Source organism: Nocardioides fonticola (genome assembly GCF_039536805.1).
GTDB lineage: Bacteria > Actinomycetota > Actinomycetes > Propionibacteriales > Nocardioidaceae > Nocardioides > Nocardioides fonticola.
Genome location: NZ_BAAAZH010000008.1, coordinates 151,398 through 167,298 on the forward strand (window position 1 = coordinate 151,398; position 15,901 = coordinate 167,298).

A 15,901-nucleotide genomic window follows, 5' to 3' on the forward strand; every position below is an offset into this window, starting at 1 on the left:
CCTGCGGCTGCTGGGGTCTCGTGTCTCCTCGCCGGCGCTCGACGCACCTCGACGACCGGTGGCCGCGGCATCCCTCAGGCCGACGCCGCGGCTCCGGCCAGGTTCAGGGCGATGTCGACGATGAGGTCCTCCTGGCCGCCGACGAGGCCGCGGTGACCGCATTCGAGCAGGATCAGCCGGACGTCGACGCCGTAGCGTTCGGCCGCCGCCTCGGCGTGACGCAGGAAGCTGGAGTACACGCCGGCGTAGCCGAGGGTGAGGGTCTCCCGGTCGACCCGCACGGGGCGGTCCTGCAGCGGCCGCACGAGATCGTCGGCGGCGTCCTGGAGGCGGAAGAGGTCGCAGCCGTGGTCGAGGCCGATGAGGTCGGCGACCGCGATGAACGCCTCCAGCGGGCAGTTGCCGGCGCCCGCACCCTGGCCGGCGAGGGAGGCGTCGACCCGGCGGACGCCGTGCTCGACGGCCACCACCGAGTTCGCCACCGACAGCGAGAGGTTCTCGTGGGCGTGGATGCCGATCTCGGTCGCCGGGTCGAGCACGTCCCGGTAGGCCCGCACCCGGGCCGCGACATCGGCCATGGTGAGCCGGCCGCCGGAGTCGGTGACGTAGACGCAGTGGGCGCCGTAGGTCTCCATCAGCCGCGCCTGGGCGGCGAGCTCCTCGGGCCCCGCCCGGTGGGACAGCATGAGGAACCCGGCGACATCCATGCCGAGCTCGCGCGCGGCCGCGATGTGCTGGGCCGAGATGTCGGCCTCGGTGCAGTGGGTGGCGATGCGCACCGAACGGACGCCGAGGTCGTAGGCGCGGCGCAGCTCGTGCACGGTGCCCACGCCGGGCAGCAGCAGCGTGGTCAGGCGCGCGCGCCGGATCGCCCCGGCCGCCGCCTCCAGCCACGCCCAGTCGGTGTGCGAGCCGGGGCCGTAGGTCAGCGACCCGCCCGCCAGGCCGTCGCCGTGGGCGACCTCGATCGCATCGACGCCGGCCTCGTCGAGCGCGCGCACGATGCGGGCGACGTCGTCGGGGTGGAGGCGGTGACGCACCGCGTGCATGCCGTCGCGCAGTGTGACGTCCTGGACGTAGATGCTGGTCGGGGTGCTCATGCGGGCCGTCCTCCTGCCGGTGCGGGCACCGCCGCAGTGGCGATCGCCTCGCCGACGCGCAGGGCCGCCGAGGTCATGATGTCGAGGTTGCCGGCGTAGGACGGCAGGTAGTGCGCGGCCCCCTCGACCTCGAGGAACACCGAGATCTGATGGGTGGGACGACGTCGTCCCGGCGCCAGCAGGGTCTCGACCGGCTGGTCGGGCGGGATCGGCGCGATCTGCACCTCCTGGGTCAGCCGGTAGCCGGGCACGTACCCGGCGACCTCGGCGACCATCGCCCGCACCGAGGCCCGCACGGCATCCGCGGCGCCGTTCACGTCGGGTCCGACGTCGTCGAGGTCGGCGAGCGCGAGCACCGTGTCGCGCATGATGAGGGGCGGCTCGGCGGGGTTGAGCACGATGATCGCCTTGCCGCGCTCGGCGCCGCCGACCGCCGTGATGGCGCCGGCGGTGGTCTCGGTGAACTCGTCGATGTTCGCGCGCGTGCCGGGGCCGGCCGACCGCGAGGAGATCGAGGCGACGATCTCGGCGTAGGCGACCGGCGCGACCCGGCCGATCGCGGCCACGATCGGGATCGTGGCCTGCCCGCCGCAGGTGACCATGTTGACGTCGGGAGCGCCGAGGTGCTCGGCGAGGTTGACCGCCGGCACCACGAACGGCCCGAGCGCGGCCGGCGTCAGATCGACGATCCGGACGCCGTGCGGCAGCAGCGCCTCGGCGTGCCGGGCGTGGGCGCCGGCCGAGGTGGCGTCGAAGACGATGCGGATGTCCGCGAAGCCCGGCAGGGCCAGCAGACCGTCGAGCCCGTCGGCGGTCGTGGGGACGCCGAGGCGCGCGGCCCTGGCGAGGCCCTCCGACTCCGGGTCGATGCCGACCATCGCCCCCATCGAGAGATGCTCGGAGTGCCGCAGGACCTTGATCATGAGGTCGGTGCCGATGTTGCCCGAGCCGATGATGGCCACGGGGGTGCGATGCGTGGTGCTCACGCCGTCACCTCCACATCGCCCAGGCCGCTGATGCTCGCCCGGTAACGGGCTCCGGTGCGCAGCGGCACCATCGGGCCGAGGGCACCGGAGAGGACGACGTCCCCGGCGCGCAGCGGGTCGCCGTGCCCGGCGGCGGTGCGGGCCAGCCAGGCCAACGCCAGCAGCGGATCGCCGAGACAGGCCTCGCCGCGGCCGTGGGAGACGGCGACGCCGTCCTCCTGCAGCGTCATCACCACCGCGCGCGGATCGACCTCGGCGAGGGCGACCCTGCGGGGGCCGAGCACGAACAGGCCGCTGGAGCCGTTGTCGGCGACGGTGTCGGCGAAGGTGATGTCCCAGCCGGCGATGCGGCTGTCGACGATCTCGAGCGCCGCGCACGCACCGACCACGGCACCGCGCACCCGCTCGTCGGTCAGCTCCTCGACCGCCCCGTCGAGGTCGGTGCCGAGCAGGAAGGCGATCTCGGCCTCGATGCGCGGTTGCAGGAGACGTCCCGGCGGCACGGTGCCACCGTGGGCGACCTCCATGTCGTCGAGGAGCACCCCGAAGTCGGGCTGGTCGACGCCCAGCTGGGCCTGGACGGCGGCCGACGTGAGTCCGATCTTGCGGCCGATGATCCGCGCGCCGGCCGCGACGCGGGCGCGGGCGAGGTCCGCTTGCACCGCGTAGGCGGCGGCGCCGTCCTCGGGGCCGATGAGGTCGCGCACGGGCGCGCACGGGCGGCCGCTGCGGGCGGCGTCCTGGAGGCGGCGGGCGGCGGCGCTCACCGCGGAGCTGCCGGCGCTCGCCTCCGTCGTCGGCGAGGTGCTGGAGATCGGTGCCATGGCGTGAGCCTGGGGCCTGGAGGGACGACGCGACCCGAGGAGCGGCCCGGTGAGTGGAACGCTCCCGCCCTCCCGGCGGCGCACGGGCCAGCGGGGGAGTCTCCCGGGCCCTATCCTGGTCGCGATTCCAGAAGGGGGCCCTGTGGCCGGTTCCACCGACGCGCCGTCCGTGCTCGGGCGTGCCTTCGAGCTCCTCGGGGTGCTGGAGCGCGCCGACGGTCCGATGGGCCTCTCCGACATCGCCGCCGCCACCGGCATCCCCAAGGCCACCACCTTCCGGCTGCTGGGTCAGCTGGTCGAGCAGCGGGCCGTGGTGCGCAAGGGCGAGCTGTACGCACTGGGGATGCGGCTGTTCGCGCTCGGGTCGGCGGTCGGCATCCCGCGCCGGCTCCAGGACGCCGCGCTGCCGGTGATGGGCGAGCTCTCCGACGAGGGCCAGGTCGTGCACCTCGGGGTGCTGGACGCCGGCACGGTGCTGCAGATCCAGCGGGTCGCCCACGGGGCGCGGGAGTCGCGCAGCGCGCCGAGCACCCGGCGTCCGCTGCATGCGACGGCGCTGGGCAAGGCGCTGCTGGCCCAGGTGCCCGACGAGACGCTGCTCCCGCTGCTGGCGCCCTCGCGGCTGGAGGCGTTGACCCCGCACACCATCACCGACCCCACCCGGCTGCACCACCAGGTGGTGCGCATCCGCCAGCGCGGCGTCGCCTTCGAGCACGACGAGTGGATGGTCGGGTACTGCGCCCTCGCGGTGCCGATCGGCACGTTGGCCGACGGGGTGGTGGCCGCGATCTCGATGGCCGGGCGCTACGGCCGCTTCGATCCCTCCCGCTCGGTGCACGACCTCCAGCGCGCGGCCGCCCGCATCGCGCCGCGTGCCGGTGCCCAGGCCTGGAGCCCCGAGGTCCGCTGACCCCACTGGCCACGCCGCCGATCCGCTGCCGACCCGCTGCCGGGCCGGCCCCCGACCCACCGGGACGGCGGACCGCTCACCGGACCGCCGTCGTGATGCTCGGCCCCGCGGTCTCCTTACGCTCGCCGCGCACCCCGCCGTGCATCCGCCCCTGCGAGAGGCCCCTGTCGTGACGAGCATGATCCCGACCGCGCCACCGGTCGAGCGCGAGCTGAGCTTCGCCTGCGCGCCCTACGACCGGCTGACGCCGCTGCTCGTCGGCGAGGTGCCCGTGGACGGCGTGCGGATCCGGCCGGTGCCGATCACCCGGCCGACCGAGATCTTCCGCCGCATGATCGGGGAGCGGCCCTTCGACGTCGCCGAGATGTCGCTGAGCCAGACCGTGCGCGCGGCCGGTCGCCCCGACGCGCCGTTCCGGGCCATCCCGGTCTTCACCTCCCGCTGCTTCCGGCACGGCTACGTCTTCGTCGACCGTCGTGCCGGCATCGAGAGCCCGGCCGACCTGGCGGGTCGCCGGATCGGCGTCCAGCATCACGGCATGTCGGCCGCGGTGTGGATCCGCAGCGCGCTGCGCACGCAGTTCGGCGTCGACCTCTCGGGCGTCACCTGGGTCGAGGGCCCGGTGAACCCCGGCGCCGGCGATGTGACCGTCGAGCGGCCCGGCCCGCGCGACCTCGCGGTCGAGACCCTGCGGGCCGGAGAGCCGGGACAGACGTTGAGCGAGCAGCTGGCCGCGGGCGGCATCGACGCCATCATCGGCGCCTGGGTGCCCGACTCCTTCCACGCCAGCGAGGACGTCGTGCGGCTCTTCCCCGACCACCGCGCGGTCGAGCTCGACTACCACCGCGCGACCGGGATCTTCCCGATCATGCACACGCTCGCCGTCCGCAGCGACCTGGTCGAGGAGCTGCCCGATCTGGCGGCGCTGCTCTACGACGCCTGCGTGCGCTCGCGCGACCTCGCGTGGGAGCACCACCGTTCGACCGGGGCGCTCTCGACGATGCTGCCCTGGCTGCTCGACGACCTCGCCGAGGTCGACGCGGCCCTGGGCGAGGGCTTCTGGTCCTACGGCGTGGAGGCCAACCTCCCGGTGCTGGAGGCCTTCGCCGAGCAGCTCCTGCTGGAGGGGGCCATCGCACAGATGCCCGACTGGGACGAGGTGTTCCTGCTGCGCGGTTGAGGTGCGCTCCTGCCCCTGTTCGACGACGCCTCCGGACGGCTCAGGCGTCGAGGCCCTCGCGCAGGAAGGGGCCGACCTCGGCCCACAGGTCGGCCGGATGCGTCAGGTGCGGGTGGTGCCCGGCGCCCGCGATCGTCACCGGGTCGATGCCGAACGCGGCCGCCTCGGCGGGTGTGACGAGCGGGTCGTCGCCGCCACGGACGACGAGCAGGGGGCACGTGAGAGCGGGCGCGAGCGCGGCCACCCGCTGACCGGCCACGAGGTTCGAGGACGGCGCGAAGCCGGTCGACCAGGTGCCGTCCCCGTTCTCCGCGACGCCGCGGGTGACCGGCGTCCCCTCGACCTCGCCGCGCACGCCGGCGAGCAGGGCGGCCCGCTCCAGGGCCTCCTCGCGGGTCGCGAAGGTGCGGGCGGGCGCGTCGGCGCCGCGATGGAGCCGCGCGACCAGATCGGGGTCCCAGTCGTCCTTGACCCCGAAGATCGCCAGCCGCCGCACGCGGACGCCGTACAGGCCGGTGGCCAGCAGCACGCCGACGGCGCCGCCCAGGGAGTGGCCGAGCACGACGACGTCGTCGCCGGGCAGCTCCCGCGCGGCGACGCCGGCGGCGAGGGTGCCGATCGCGGGCCGGAGCGGTGCGGGCCGGCCGCCGTGGCCGTCGAGGTCGATGTCGACGACCGGGCCGGGCCACCGCGCCTCGGCGAGGAGCGGCGCCCACAGGCCGCCGTCCCCGCCGAGCCCGTGCAGCAGCAGGAGCGTGGTCATCCGTAGGTGACCTGGAAGTCGCGCAGCGTGCCGGTGCGGTCGATCTGGGTGCGCAGCAGCATCAGCTCCAGCTGCGTCGGCGGCGCGGTGGTGGGCACCTCGTCGGGGACGACGATCGAGCAGCCGCTGTTCTCCAGCACGTCCTCGACGGTGTAGCCGGGGTGTACCGAGCGCAGCCGCAGCTCGCAGGTGTCCTCGGTGAAGTCCATGACGCACAGCGGCGTGTAGACCAGGCGCGGGCCGGTGGAGGTGGGCTTGAGCCCGGCCCAGCGGCCGCTGCCGTCGTAGTTGTAGCCGGGGGAGGAGATGTAGTCGACCTTCTCCACCAGCGTGCGGGTCGAGTGGTGGTTGAAGTACAGGTAGCAGTGGCACATCGAGGCGGCCCAGATGACCCCGACCGTGCCCGGGCCCCGCATCCTCAGGCTGTCGTAGGGGCCGATGCCGATCATGTTGCAGTTGCCGAAGCGGTCGACCTGGATGCCGCCGTTGAACCCGAAGCCCCAGCGCGCGCCCTGCATGCCGAGGTCGACGGTGCGCATCATCGGCACGTGTGCCTCGGCACCGACGAACGCCGTCGGGTCGTGGGCGCTCAGCGGCAGCTCGCTGAAGGTGGGGTTGATGCCGGCGCTGGCGCCGCAGAACCAGGTGAGGTCGGGGGCGACGGTGAGGGTCGCGAGCCGGACGGCGGCCATGGGGATGGTCGCCGAGGTGCCGACGCCGCCGGTGAGGCCGTTGTCGAAGGCGAGGTTGCGCGACATCTCCACGGCCATGAGTTCGGCCATCGAGTAGTCGTCGGTACCGGGGTGGGCGATGCGCGGGGCGGCCATGCGGGCTCCTGGCTGGTCTCGGGTCGTCGGATCGTGGGGTGGGGGATCGGCGCGCTCAGACGCCGCGCTGGAGGGTGAGCAGGTCGTGCATGCCGATCAGCTCGAGGTAGGCCCACTCGTCCTTCGGGCCGTAGACGTAGGTGTCGAGGTACTCCTGGGCGCGGCCCTCCTTGACCATCGAGAGGTAGGTGCGCACGTGGGGCACGTCCATCTGGTAGTGCCGACCCGAGACGAGCGGGTGGTTGCCGAAGGGGGCGTGGACGACGGCGTCCACCAGGTTGCTCGGCAGGCTCGTGCGGTAGGGCTGCTCGCGGATGCGGTCGGTGCTGACGATGCGGTCGGCCTGCACGATGACGAAGTCCGAGGCCAGCGCCTTGTCGGCCTCCTGGTTGTTGCTGCCCAGGCAGATCGCGTTGCCGTAGATGTCGGCCTCCTGCGCGTGGATGAGGCAGATCTCGCTGCGCAGCGCCGGGATCGCGTAGGTCTCGGTGCCGGTGAAGGGGTCGACGACCCGGCGCAGGTTGTCGGGGTTGAGGCGGGGCAGGTCGGTGGCCTCGTAGATGTTGGCGACGGGCGCGAAGGGCATCCCGCCGGCGGCGGTGCGGGTGCCGAGGATGACGGTGATCTCGTCGGCCTCGACGACCTCGATCGTGCGCGACTCGGCGGCGCGGCGGAACGCGGGCGCCATGCCGAGGGTCTCGAAGCCGATGTAGCAGACGTAGAGCGACTCCACCGCGCCGGCGGCGATGAGCAGGTCGGTCGACAGCGAGGTGGTCACCGGGGGGATGACGGTCAGGCCCTCGGCGCCGGCGCGCAGCGCGGCCCGCACCAGCGCCATCGGCTCGTTGCCGAAGGCGAGCCGCTTCCGCTGGGCGATGAGGGCGCCGGCCTCCTCCAGCGAGATCTCCTTGCTGCGTCGCTGGGGGAGCGTGAAGGTCTGGTCGGTCATCGGTGCGGACTCCTGTCCTGCGGTGGGGCGTGACGCCGCCGGACGCTACCATTGCTATTGCAACATTGCTACAGCAATGTTTAGATGACCGCATGTTCCTCGCCCACGCCCTGGCCCGGCACGCCACCGCCCGTCCCGACGAGCCCGCGCTGAGCGTCGGCGGCGAGACGCTGACCTGGGCCGGGCTGCGCGAACGCGTCCACCGCGCCGCGCACGTGCTGCTCGCCCACGGCGCCGGCCCCGGCGTCCCGGTCGTGAGCGTGCTGGCGAACAGCCGCGAGCTCGTCGAGACCCAGCTCGCCTGCCTGAGCATCGGCGCGGTGTACGTGCCGCTGCTGCCGGTCTCGGTGCAGCGCGAGATCGAGCACGTCGTCCGCGACGCCGGTGCGCGCGTGCTGCTGTGCCAGGCGGACGGCGCCGCCGGGCTCGCCGCCGCCTTCCCCGACCTGCCCCTCCTGGTGGTCGGTCACGAGGGGGCCGCCGGAGTCGGCACCGACTACGCCGCGGCCGCAGCCGCCGCCCCGACCCACGACCCCGGCATCGTCGTCGACCCCCAGGCCGTGGCCTCGATCCGCTACACCAGCGGCACCACCGGAGCCCCCAAGGGCTGCCTGACCACCCACGACCGGCTCGCCTGGGCCGCGGCGGTCTACCTCACCGAGATGAACCTCGAGCGCACCGACCGCGCCACCCTCTCCTCGCCCCTCGCGGCCGGGCTCGGGGTGGCGCTGCTGCACACCTACGTGGTGGCAGGCATCCCGATGTGGGTGCTGCCGCGGTTCGACGCCGACGCGCTGCTCGACCTGGTCGAGCGCGAGCGCATCACCTTGGTCTACGCGATCGAGTCGACCTTCGCCCGGCTCACGCGCACCGAGGGCCTCCTCGAGCGCGACCTCTCCAGCGTGCGCCTCATGTACGCCAACAGCCCCGGCAAGGACGCCGCGTCCGGGTTCCGGCTGCTGCGCTCGAACCCCACCTGGCGGGGCCGCTTCTTCAACGCCTACGGCTCCACCGAGGCCGGCGGGTCGGTGACCTTCAACCGGCCCGAGGACATCGACCGCGCCCTCGACGACCCATCCCTGGCCGGCCGCACCGAGTCGATCGGGCGCGACGCCCCCTTCTGCCTCGTGGAGTGCCTCGACGACGACGGCCGCCCGGTGCCCGACGGCGAGGTCGGCGAGCTGGTGATCTCCGCGCCGTCCCTCTTCGCCGGCTACCTCGGGCTGCCCGAGGCCACCGCCGAGGTGCTGCGCGACGGACGCCTGCACACCGGCGACCTCGCCTACCGCGACGCCGAGGGCTTCGTCTACATGGCCGGCCGCAAGCGGGAGATGATCAAGTCCGGCGGCCTCAACGTCTACCCGGCCGAGGTCGAGATGGTGCTGACCGCCCACCCCGACGTCGTCGAGGTGGCGGTGGTCGGCATCGCCGACGAGCAGTGGGGCGAGAAGGTCGTGGCCGTCGTCGTCCCCGAGCCCGGTGCCGCCGCGGACGCCGACGTGCTCCTCGAGGCCCTGCGCACCCACTGCACCGACCGGCTCGCCGGGTACAAGCGCCCCAAGGAGTACCGCCTGGTGACGACCCTGCCGAAGGGCGAGACCGGCAAGATCCTCAAGCGGGCCGTCGTGGAGGCGCTGGGATGAGCGCGGCGAACCCGGCCGCCGTCCGCGCGGCGAGCACGGTGACACCGCTGCTGCCTCGGCACAATGCGACGGTGGCCCCGAACCCCGTCCCGCACGCCGCCCGCACCACCGAACTGCTCACCCAGCGCCTCGTGCGGCTGCTGCGGCTCCTCGACGGCGGCACGGCCCGACTGCTCGACGCCCACGACATCCGGATCGTGGAGTGGCGGGTGCTCGCCCAGATCGTCACGGTCGAGAACGCGACCGTCCGCTCGATCGCCGAGGCCCTCTCGATCAGCCGCTCCGAGGCCAGCCGGGCCGGCACGGTGCTGGAGGAGCGCGGCCTCGCCGTCCGGCTCGAGGACCCCGCCGACCGCCGCAGCGTGCTGCTCGAGGCCACCGCCGCCGGCCGCGGGCTCTACGAGGAGATCTACCCCCAGCGCACCGCCGCCCTCGGCCACCTCATGGAGGCCGTGCCGGCCCAGGACGCCGCCACCTTCGACCGCGTCCTCGACGTCCTCATCGCGACCCTCGAGGAGGGGGAGGCCGGCGCCGGGCGCCTGCGCCACCGCACCGGACGCCGCCGCTCCGGGGGCGGGTCGTGATGGACGCCGGGGTGCGCGCCGCCATCGCGACGCTGGGCCCCGACCTCAACCCGCGCATGTACCGCGCCACCCTCGCCCTGCTCGAGCCGCTGGCGAGCCCGCCCGGCCCCGGCGAGGTGCGGCGCGACCTCGCCTACGGCCCCGACCGCCACCACCGCCTCAACGTCTTCGGTGCGCGCGACGACGCCGACCCGACCCCGGCCCGGCCGGTGCTGGTCTTCGTGCACGGCGGCGGCTTCGTCGGCGGCTCGACGACGCTGGGCGAGACCCCCTTCTACGACAACATCGGCTGGTGGGCGGTGCGCTCGGGTCTGCTCGGCATCACCATGACCTACCGCCTCGCGCCCGAGGCCGCCTGGCCGGCCGGCAGCGAGGACGTCGCCCGCGCGATCGCCTGGGTGCGCGCCGAGGCGGCCTCGCTCGGCGGCGATCCCGATCGCATCGTGCTGCTCGGCCAGTCGGCCGGCGCCGTCCATGTCGCCGGCTACCTCGCCGGTCAGGCCGGCGAGGCGCCGCAGGTCGCGGGCGCGGTGCTCTCCTCCTGCCTCTACGACGTGGGCACGGCGGTCGACAACCCGCTCCAGCGCGCCTACCTCGGCCCCGACCCGACGACGTGGGCACGCGCCTCGGCCCTCGAGGGCCTGCTGGCCACCGACGTCCCGCTGCTGCTGACGGTCTCGGAGTTCGACGAGCCCGACTTCCAACGCCAGGCCCTCGGCCTCGTCGCGGCCTGGGGGGCGCGACGAGGCACCTACCCGCCGCTGGAGCGGCTCGCCGGGCACAACCACCTCAGCCCGGTGCTCAGCCTGGGCGCGGAGCCCGGCAGCGGCATCGACACCCTCGGCCCGCTTGTGGCGGACTTCGTCGCGGGCCTGGACGCCGGTCGCGAGGCCGCCCTGCGCACGGTCGGAGCCTGACATGCACGAGGGTCTGCACGCCGTCGACGCGAACCTCCTGCCGGTGCTGCTGACCCTGCTCGAGGAGCGCAGCGTCGTGCGCACGGCCGAACGGCTCTCGATGAGCCCGCAGGCCGTCGGCAGCGCGCTGGCCCGGCTGCGGCGCCACTTCGACGACCCGCTGCTCGTGCGCGTCGGACGCCACCTCGAGCTCACCACGCTCGCGGCGACCCTGCTGCCCCACGTGACCGCCGCCGTGACGGCCGCCGCCGCGCTGCTCGGCGACGACGTCGGCTTCGACCCCGCCACCAGCACCAAGCAGTTCACGATCAGCATGTCGGAGTACGCGATGACGGTGCTGACCGCGCCGCTGCTGCGCCGTCTGCGCGACCTGGCGCCCGGCTGCACCCTGCGGGTCGAGACCCTGCCGGCCGCGGCCACCGAGCACTGGGACGGCGCGCTGCTGCGCTGCGACCTGCTCGTCGGGCCCGAGCACGAGGCCCACCCCGGTCGCGCCCGGCCGGTGTTCCGCGAAGACCTCGTCTGCATCGTCCCGGCCGCGCACCCCGCCGCGGCGGCCGGCGTCCTGACCCGCGAGGCGCTCGCCGCGATGCCGCGCGCCGTCGTCCCGGGGGAGCACCTGCCGCTGGCGCCCGACCGGCGTCCGCTGCTCGCCTCCAGCCTGCTCAGCCTGCCGCACCTCGTCGTCGCCGCCGACGCCTGGGCGCTGGTGCCGCGCCGACTCGCCGAGCGGGCCGGTGCCCTGATCGCCGTCGTCGAGACCCCGTTCCCGGCCTGCGCGCTCGTCGCGAGCGCGATGTGGCACGCCCGCCGCGAGCAGGACCCCTCGGGCCGGTGGCTGCGCGGCGTCCTGGCCGAGGTGGGAGCGAGCCTGGAGACAGCTGCCGAGATCGGTGCGGGGGCCGGTTCCGGGATCGGGCGGCCCGGGGTCGCACCGGTGCTCGCGGGCACCGTGCCGGGCTCCTGAACCGGGGCCCGCGCCCGGCTCCCGCCCAGGTCCGGTGAGCGGACCGCGACCCCGCCGCCGACGCCGTCGGCGGGCGGAGACTGCGGGAGTGACGACCGCCTCCCTCCCGGCTCCGCCGGAACCCGCGTTCAGCAGCCTCGGCTACCTCGGCGTCAGCTCCGAACGGCTCGAGGACTGGACGAGCTTCGCCACCGGTCGCCTCGGCATGCAGGCCGGCGAGCGATCGGCCTCCACCCGGGCGCTGCGCATGGACGAACGCCGGGCCCGCCTCATCGTGACCGACGACGGCGCGCGCGGGTTCTTCGGCTGGGAGGTCGCCGAACGCGACCGCTTCGACGCCATCGCCGACGCCCTCGACGCGGCCGGCATCGGCGTCCACGAACTCAGCGCCGGCGAGTGCGCGCTGCGCGCCGTCACCGCCGGCCTGTCCTTCCGCGACCCCGCCGGCAACCGGGTCGAGGTGGCGTGGGGTCCGGTCGTCGACGACGAGCCCTTCCGGCCCGGGCGCACCCACTCGGGGTTCCGCACCGGGTCGCTCGGCCTGGGGCACGCCGTCCTCACGACGCCGGCCTACGACGCGCTCGTGGCGTTCTACGTCGACGTGCTGGGGTTCCGGCTCAGCGACTACACGACCCAGCCCTTCCGGGCCACCTTCCTGCGCCTCAACGCCCGCCACCACAGCCTCGCCATCATCGAGACCGATCGGGTCGGGGTGCACCACGTGATGGTCGAGCTCAACCACATGGACGACGTCGGCCAGGCCTACGACCTCGCGCTCGCCGAGCCCGACAGCATCGGGGTGACGCTGGGCCGGCACTCCAACGACCACATGTTCTCCTTCTACACCCGCACGCCCTCGGACTTCCTCATCGAGTACGGCTGGGGCGGCCGCTCGGTCGACGACCGCACCTGGCAGCCCTGCGAACTGCTCGACGGGCCGAGCCTGTGGGGCCACGAACGGTTCTGGCTGCCGCCCGAGGCGCGTCGGGTGGCCTACGACCTCCAGGTCGCGGCCGCCCAGCGCGGTGTGCGGGCGCCGGTGCACGTGCGGCCGGGCAACCACGACGTCGCCGAGGACGCGCTGTGAACGCCGTCCCCGAGATGCGGGAGACGCCGGGCACGCCGGGGACCCCGGAGATCGGCTCGCGCTTCTCCTGGGGCGAGGTGGCGATCAACTACCACGACGTGGCGGGACCGGCCGCCGGACCGTCCGGCCGACCGTCCGCCGGGACGGGGGAGGACGCCGTCCCGGTGCTGCTGGTGCACGGCTCGGGCCCCGGGGTCACCGCCTGGGCGAACTGGCGCCTGGTGATCCCCGAGCTCGCCCACCGGCGCCGGGTCATCGCCCCCGACATGGTCGGCTTCGGCTACACCGACGCCCCGACGGTCGGGTTCGACCTCGACCGGTGGGTCGGGCAGCTCCTCGCCCTCCTCGACGGTCTGGGCCTCGAGCGGGTGCACCTCATCGGCAACTCCTTCGGCGGTGCGGTCTCCCTGCACCTCGCCGACCGGCACCCCGAGCGGGTCGCCTCGCTGGTGCTGATGGGCCCGGTCGGCGTCGCCTTCGAGCTGACCGACGGCCTGGACGCCGTGTGGGGCTACGAGCCGTCGGTGCCGGCCATGGGGCACCTGGTGCGCGACGTGTTCGTGGCCGATGCCTCGGCGATCACCGACGACCTCGTCGAGCTGCGCTACCGCGCCAGCGTGCGCCCCGGCGTCCAGGAGCGCTTCGCGGCGCTCTTCCCGGCGCCGCGCCAGCGCTGGGTCGACGCCCTCGCGCTGCCGCCCGAACGCCTGGCCGGCATCGAGGCGCCCGTGCTCGTCGTCCACGGCCGCGACGACCGCGTCATCCCCCTGACCGCCTCCGAGCGGCTGGTCGGGCTGCTGCCCGATGCCCGCCTGGTGCCGATCGCCGACTGCGGCCACTGGGTGCAGATCGAGCAGACGGCCGCCTTCCTCGAGGTCGTGGGCGACTTCCTGGCCCGACCGGTCGGGAGCAGCGCGTGAGCCCGGCCGACCCGGTGAACGACCCGGTGATCGACCCGGTGATCGACCCGGTGGCCGGCACCTGGGTGCTGATCTCCTGGACCCAGGAGTACCGCGACGGCCGGGTGCTGGAGCCGATGGGCCCCGCGCCGACCGGTGTCATCACCTACGCCGAGGGCCGCATGCAGTGCCTCATCACCCGCCGGTTGCGGACGCCGTTCGGCGAGGGCGGTCAGTGGGACGCGCCGCTCGCCGATCGTGCCCGGGCCTACGACGAGTGCCTCGCCTACGCCGGACGCTACGAGTGGGGTACCCGGCCCGAGGGCCTGTGGGTGCGCCACCACGTCGACGTCTCGCTCTACCCCGGCTGGATCGGCGGTGTGCAGGAGCGGGCCGCCGTCCTCGACGGCGAGGAGCTGCGGCTGCTCGCCCACCTGGAGGTGGGCACCGCCGAGGAGCGCACCGCCGCGCTGGCGTGGCGCCGTCTCGAGGCCGGGGCCGCGCTGTGAGCGGCGGGCCGCCGAACGGCCTCGGCGGAGCGGACCTCAACCTGCTGCTGCCGCTGCAGGTGCTGCTGGAGGAGCGCAACGTGACCCGGGCCGGACGCCGGCTCTCGCTCAGCCAGCCGGCGATGAGCGCCGCCCTGGCCCGGTTGCGGCGCCGCTTCGATGACGAGCTGCTGGTCAAGGCGGGGCGCGGCTACGAGCTGACGCCGTTCGCGCGGGAGCTGCTGCCGCGGGTGCAGCACACCGTGGGGCTGCTCGCGGTGGCCCTCGACGTCGAGAGCGCCTTCGACCCGCGCACCTGCGACCGGGTGTTCCGGGTGGCCACCACCGACGACGTCGAGGTGCGCCTGCTGCCCGGTCTCTTCGACCTGCTGCGCCGCGAGGCGCCCGGCGTCCGGGTCGTGGTCTCGCCGCTGGCGGCCGGTGAGCGCACGCCCCAGCGGATCCTCGACGACGCGGACGTCGTCCTGGCTCCCGCGGAGGTCGGGTTGCCGGGTCTGCGCCGTCCGCTGTGGCGCGAGGAGATGGTGCTCATCGCCGACCCGGACGCCGATCACCCGGCCCTCGCGGAGGACGCGTCGGCCGCGACGCTCGCCGAGCTCGTCCACGCCGGTGTGTCCCTGGGCCCCGGGTTGCTGACCGCCGAGGAGCGCGCGCTCGGGGAGGCCGGCCTCGATCGCCGGCTCCGGGTCACCGCGGCGGGCTACCTCGCGCTGCCGCACGTCGTCACCGGCACCGATCTGGTGGCGCTGGTGCCGCGCTCGGTCGCCGAGCGGCATGCCGCGGAGGGCGGTCGGCTGCGGATCCTCCCGCCGCCGACCGGCCCCATCCCGCTGACGATGTGCTGCTGGTTCGACCGCTCCCGTGCGCACGACCCGCAGGACCGGTGGTTCCACGACTGCCTGGAGCGGGTCGCCCGTGCTCAGGCCGCGCCGTCGGCCTCGGGGAACATCGAGGGCCGGGCGCCGGTGATCCACCCGACGACGTGATCGGGGTCGGTGCCGGCGACCGGGAGGTCGGCGACCTTGCGACCGCGGTTGAGCACGACGTACCGGTCGGCGACGTCGCGACACAGGGGGAGGTTGTGGGTCACGAGCACGATGGCGATGCCCTGGTCGGCCATCCGGCGGATGAGGGCCTCGACCTGCCGGGTCTGCTCGTAGCCGAGGGCCGCGGTGGGCTCGTCGAGCAGCAGGATGCCGCGGTCCTCGCCGTTGACCCGGATGGCGCCGCGGGCGAGCGCCACCACCTGGCGCTGCCCGCCTGAGAGCATCGCGACGGGCCGGGTCATCGGCGCGGTGCGCACGCCCAGGCGGTCGAGCTCGGCCTCCGAGCGACGGCGCATCGCCTTGTGGTCGACGAAGCCGAGCCAACCCAGCGGCCCGCGACGCAGCACCTCGCGGCCGAGGTTGAGGTTGGTGGAGATGTCCTGGGCGTCGACGAGCGCGAGGTCCTGGTAGACCATCTGGACGCCGGCCGTCGTCGCGTCGCTGGGTGCCTGGAAGGTGTGGGTGACGCCGTGCACGCGGATCTCCCCGGCCGAGGGGCGATGCGCCCCCGACATCACCTTGAGCAGGGTGGACTTGCCGGCGCCGTTGTCGCCGAGCAGCCCGACGACCTCGCCCGGCATGACCCGGAAGTCGACCGACTCCAGGGCGCGGACGAAGCCGTAGTGCAGGTCGATGCCGGCCAGCTCCAGGGCGGGGACGGCGGTGCCGTCGGTGGCGGTCTCGGGTGCGGAGGAGGTCATGGTCACGGA

17 protein-coding genes are annotated in these 15,901 nt (G+C 74.4%); 10 read left to right on the forward strand and 7 right to left on the reverse strand.

Features of this window, described 5'->3' with window-relative positions; all coding sequences use genetic code 11:
• Positions 1 to 74 precede the first annotated feature (74 nt).
• The 3 genes from dmpG to ABD671_RS04965 are packed head-to-tail and all read right to left on the reverse strand — an operon-like array spanning position 75 to position 2,910.
• A complete protein-coding gene (dmpG, locus tag ABD671_RS04955; protein WP_344732136.1) occupies positions 75 to 1,100 on the reverse strand; it encodes a 4-hydroxy-2-oxovalerate aldolase in 1,026 nt (341 codons plus the stop codon).
• On the reverse strand, positions 1,097 to 2,086 hold the full coding sequence (locus ABD671_RS04960; RefSeq protein ID WP_344732137.1) for an acetaldehyde dehydrogenase (acetylating): 990 nt from the start codon (positions 2,084 to 2,086) through the stop codon (positions 1,097 to 1,099). The genes dmpG and ABD671_RS04960 overlap by 4 nt, the downstream gene beginning before the upstream one ends.
• Complete coding sequence (locus ABD671_RS04965) at positions 2,083 to 2,910, reverse strand: 2-keto-4-pentenoate hydratase (RefSeq protein ID WP_344732138.1); 828 nt, start codon at positions 2,908 to 2,910, stop codon at positions 2,083 to 2,085. The genes ABD671_RS04960 and ABD671_RS04965 overlap by 4 nt, the downstream gene beginning before the upstream one ends.
• Positions 2,911 to 3,052: 142 nt before the next feature.
• Here ABD671_RS04965 and ABD671_RS04970 point away from each other — a divergent pair, with 142 nt between their 5' ends.
• Together ABD671_RS04970 and ABD671_RS04975 are read left to right on the forward strand one after the other, a co-directional pair.
• The gene (locus ABD671_RS04970; RefSeq protein WP_344732139.1) at positions 3,053 to 3,820 is read left to right on the forward strand and encodes an IclR family transcriptional regulator; all 768 of its coding nucleotides are present in this window, start codon (positions 3,053 to 3,055) and stop codon (positions 3,818 to 3,820) included.
• 169 nt (positions 3,821 to 3,989) lie between these two features.
• The gene (locus ABD671_RS04975) at positions 3,990 to 5,000 is read left to right on the forward strand and encodes a substrate-binding domain-containing protein (RefSeq protein ID WP_344732140.1); all 1,011 of its coding nucleotides are present in this window, start codon (positions 3,990 to 3,992) and stop codon (positions 4,998 to 5,000) included.
• A gap of 40 nt (positions 5,001 to 5,040) precedes the next feature.
• Here ABD671_RS04975 and ABD671_RS04980 read toward each other — a convergent pair whose 3' ends face one another.
• From ABD671_RS04980 to ABD671_RS04990, 3 genes are read right to left on the reverse strand one after another with little or no spacing between them, the layout of a single operon-like run.
• Positions 5,041 to 5,763, reverse strand: a complete 723-nt coding sequence (locus tag ABD671_RS04980) for an alpha/beta fold hydrolase (protein WP_344732141.1) — start codon at positions 5,761 to 5,763, stop codon at positions 5,041 to 5,043.
• The gene (locus tag ABD671_RS04985) at positions 5,760 to 6,590 is read right to left on the reverse strand and encodes a CoA-transferase (RefSeq protein WP_344732142.1); all 831 of its coding nucleotides are present in this window, start codon (positions 6,588 to 6,590) and stop codon (positions 5,760 to 5,762) included. The genes ABD671_RS04980 and ABD671_RS04985 overlap by 4 nt, the downstream gene beginning before the upstream one ends.
• Before the next feature lie 55 nt (positions 6,591 to 6,645).
• A complete protein-coding gene (locus ABD671_RS04990) occupies positions 6,646 to 7,539 on the reverse strand; it encodes a CoA transferase subunit A (RefSeq protein WP_344732143.1) in 894 nt (297 codons plus the stop codon).
• Positions 7,540 to 7,631: 92 nt separating this feature from the next.
• Between ABD671_RS04990 and ABD671_RS04995 the strand changes: the two genes are divergently transcribed.
• The 8 genes from ABD671_RS04995 to ABD671_RS05030 all read left to right on the forward strand — a co-directional run bounded on the left by ABD671_RS04995 (position 7,632) and on the right by ABD671_RS05030 (position 15,131).
• Positions 7,632 to 9,182, forward strand: a complete 1,551-nt coding sequence (locus ABD671_RS04995) for a class I adenylate-forming enzyme family protein (protein WP_344732144.1) — start codon at positions 7,632 to 7,634, stop codon at positions 9,180 to 9,182.
• Positions 9,183 to 9,253: 71 nt separating this feature from the next.
• Positions 9,254 to 9,766 (forward strand): MarR family winged helix-turn-helix transcriptional regulator, encoded by a 513-nt coding sequence (locus tag ABD671_RS05000; protein WP_344732145.1) that lies wholly within the window; start codon positions 9,254 to 9,256, stop codon positions 9,764 to 9,766.
• 11 nt (positions 9,767 to 9,777) lie between these two features.
• On the forward strand, positions 9,778 to 10,683 hold the full coding sequence (locus tag ABD671_RS05005; RefSeq protein WP_344732146.1) for an alpha/beta hydrolase: 906 nt from the start codon (positions 9,778 to 9,780) through the stop codon (positions 10,681 to 10,683).
• A gap of 1 nt (position 10,684) precedes the next feature.
• Positions 10,685 to 11,650: a LysR substrate-binding domain-containing protein gene (locus ABD671_RS05010; RefSeq protein WP_344732147.1), complete on the forward strand. Its 966-nt coding sequence runs from the start codon at positions 10,685 to 10,687 to the stop codon at positions 11,648 to 11,650.
• A gap of 88 nt (positions 11,651 to 11,738) precedes the next feature.
• On the forward strand, positions 11,739 to 12,737 hold the full coding sequence (locus ABD671_RS05015; protein ID WP_344732148.1) for a VOC family protein: 999 nt from the start codon (positions 11,739 to 11,741) through the stop codon (positions 12,735 to 12,737).
• Positions 12,734 to 13,657: an alpha/beta fold hydrolase gene (locus tag ABD671_RS05020; RefSeq protein WP_344732149.1), complete on the forward strand. Its 924-nt coding sequence runs from the start codon at positions 12,734 to 12,736 to the stop codon at positions 13,655 to 13,657. The genes ABD671_RS05015 and ABD671_RS05020 overlap by 4 nt, the downstream gene beginning before the upstream one ends.
• Entirely contained in the window at positions 13,654 to 14,145 is a 492-nt protein-coding gene (locus tag ABD671_RS05025; RefSeq protein ID WP_344732150.1) for a lipocalin-like domain-containing protein, read from the forward strand. The genes ABD671_RS05020 and ABD671_RS05025 overlap by 4 nt, the downstream gene beginning before the upstream one ends.
• Entirely contained in the window at positions 14,142 to 15,131 is a 990-nt protein-coding gene (locus ABD671_RS05030; protein WP_344732151.1) for a LysR family transcriptional regulator, read from the forward strand. Before ABD671_RS05025 ends, ABD671_RS05030 begins: the two co-directional genes overlap by 4 nt.
• On the opposite strand, the gene ABD671_RS05035 is transcribed toward ABD671_RS05030, so the two are convergent.
• The gene (locus ABD671_RS05035) at positions 15,065 to 15,892 is read right to left on the reverse strand and encodes an ATP-binding cassette domain-containing protein (protein ID WP_344732224.1); all 828 of its coding nucleotides are present in this window, start codon (positions 15,890 to 15,892) and stop codon (positions 15,065 to 15,067) included. The two genes, ABD671_RS05030 and ABD671_RS05035, sit on opposite strands and share 67 nt — an antisense overlap.
• Positions 15,893 to 15,901: the final 9 nt, after the last annotated feature.

Bases quoted from the DNA above. Each gene is read 5' to 3' on its own strand.
- dmpG (WP_344732136.1), bottom strand. From the start codon at position 1,100: ATGAGCACCCCGACCAGCATCTACGTCCAGGACGTCACACTGCGCGAC.
- ABD671_RS04965 (WP_344732138.1), bottom strand. From the start codon at position 2,910: ATGGCACCGATCTCCAGCACCTCGCCGACGACGGAGGCGAGCGCCGGC.
- ABD671_RS04980 (WP_344732141.1), bottom strand. From the start codon at position 5,763: ATGACCACGCTCCTGCTGCTGCACGGGCTCGGCGGGGACGGCGGCCTG.
- ABD671_RS04985 (WP_344732142.1), bottom strand. From the start codon at position 6,590: ATGGCCGCCCCGCGCATCGCCCACCCCGGTACCGACGACTACTCGATG.
- ABD671_RS04990 (WP_344732143.1), bottom strand. From the start codon at position 7,539: ATGACCGACCAGACCTTCACGCTCCCCCAGCGACGCAGCAAGGAGATC.
- ABD671_RS04995 (WP_344732144.1), top strand. From the start codon at position 7,632: ATGTTCCTCGCCCACGCCCTGGCCCGGCACGCCACCGCCCGTCCCGAC.
- ABD671_RS05010 (WP_344732147.1), top strand. From the start codon at position 10,685: ATGCACGAGGGTCTGCACGCCGTCGACGCGAACCTCCTGCCGGTGCTG.
- ABD671_RS05035 (WP_344732224.1), bottom strand. From the start codon at position 15,892: ATGACCTCCTCCGCACCCGAGACCGCCACCGACGGCACCGCCGTCCCC.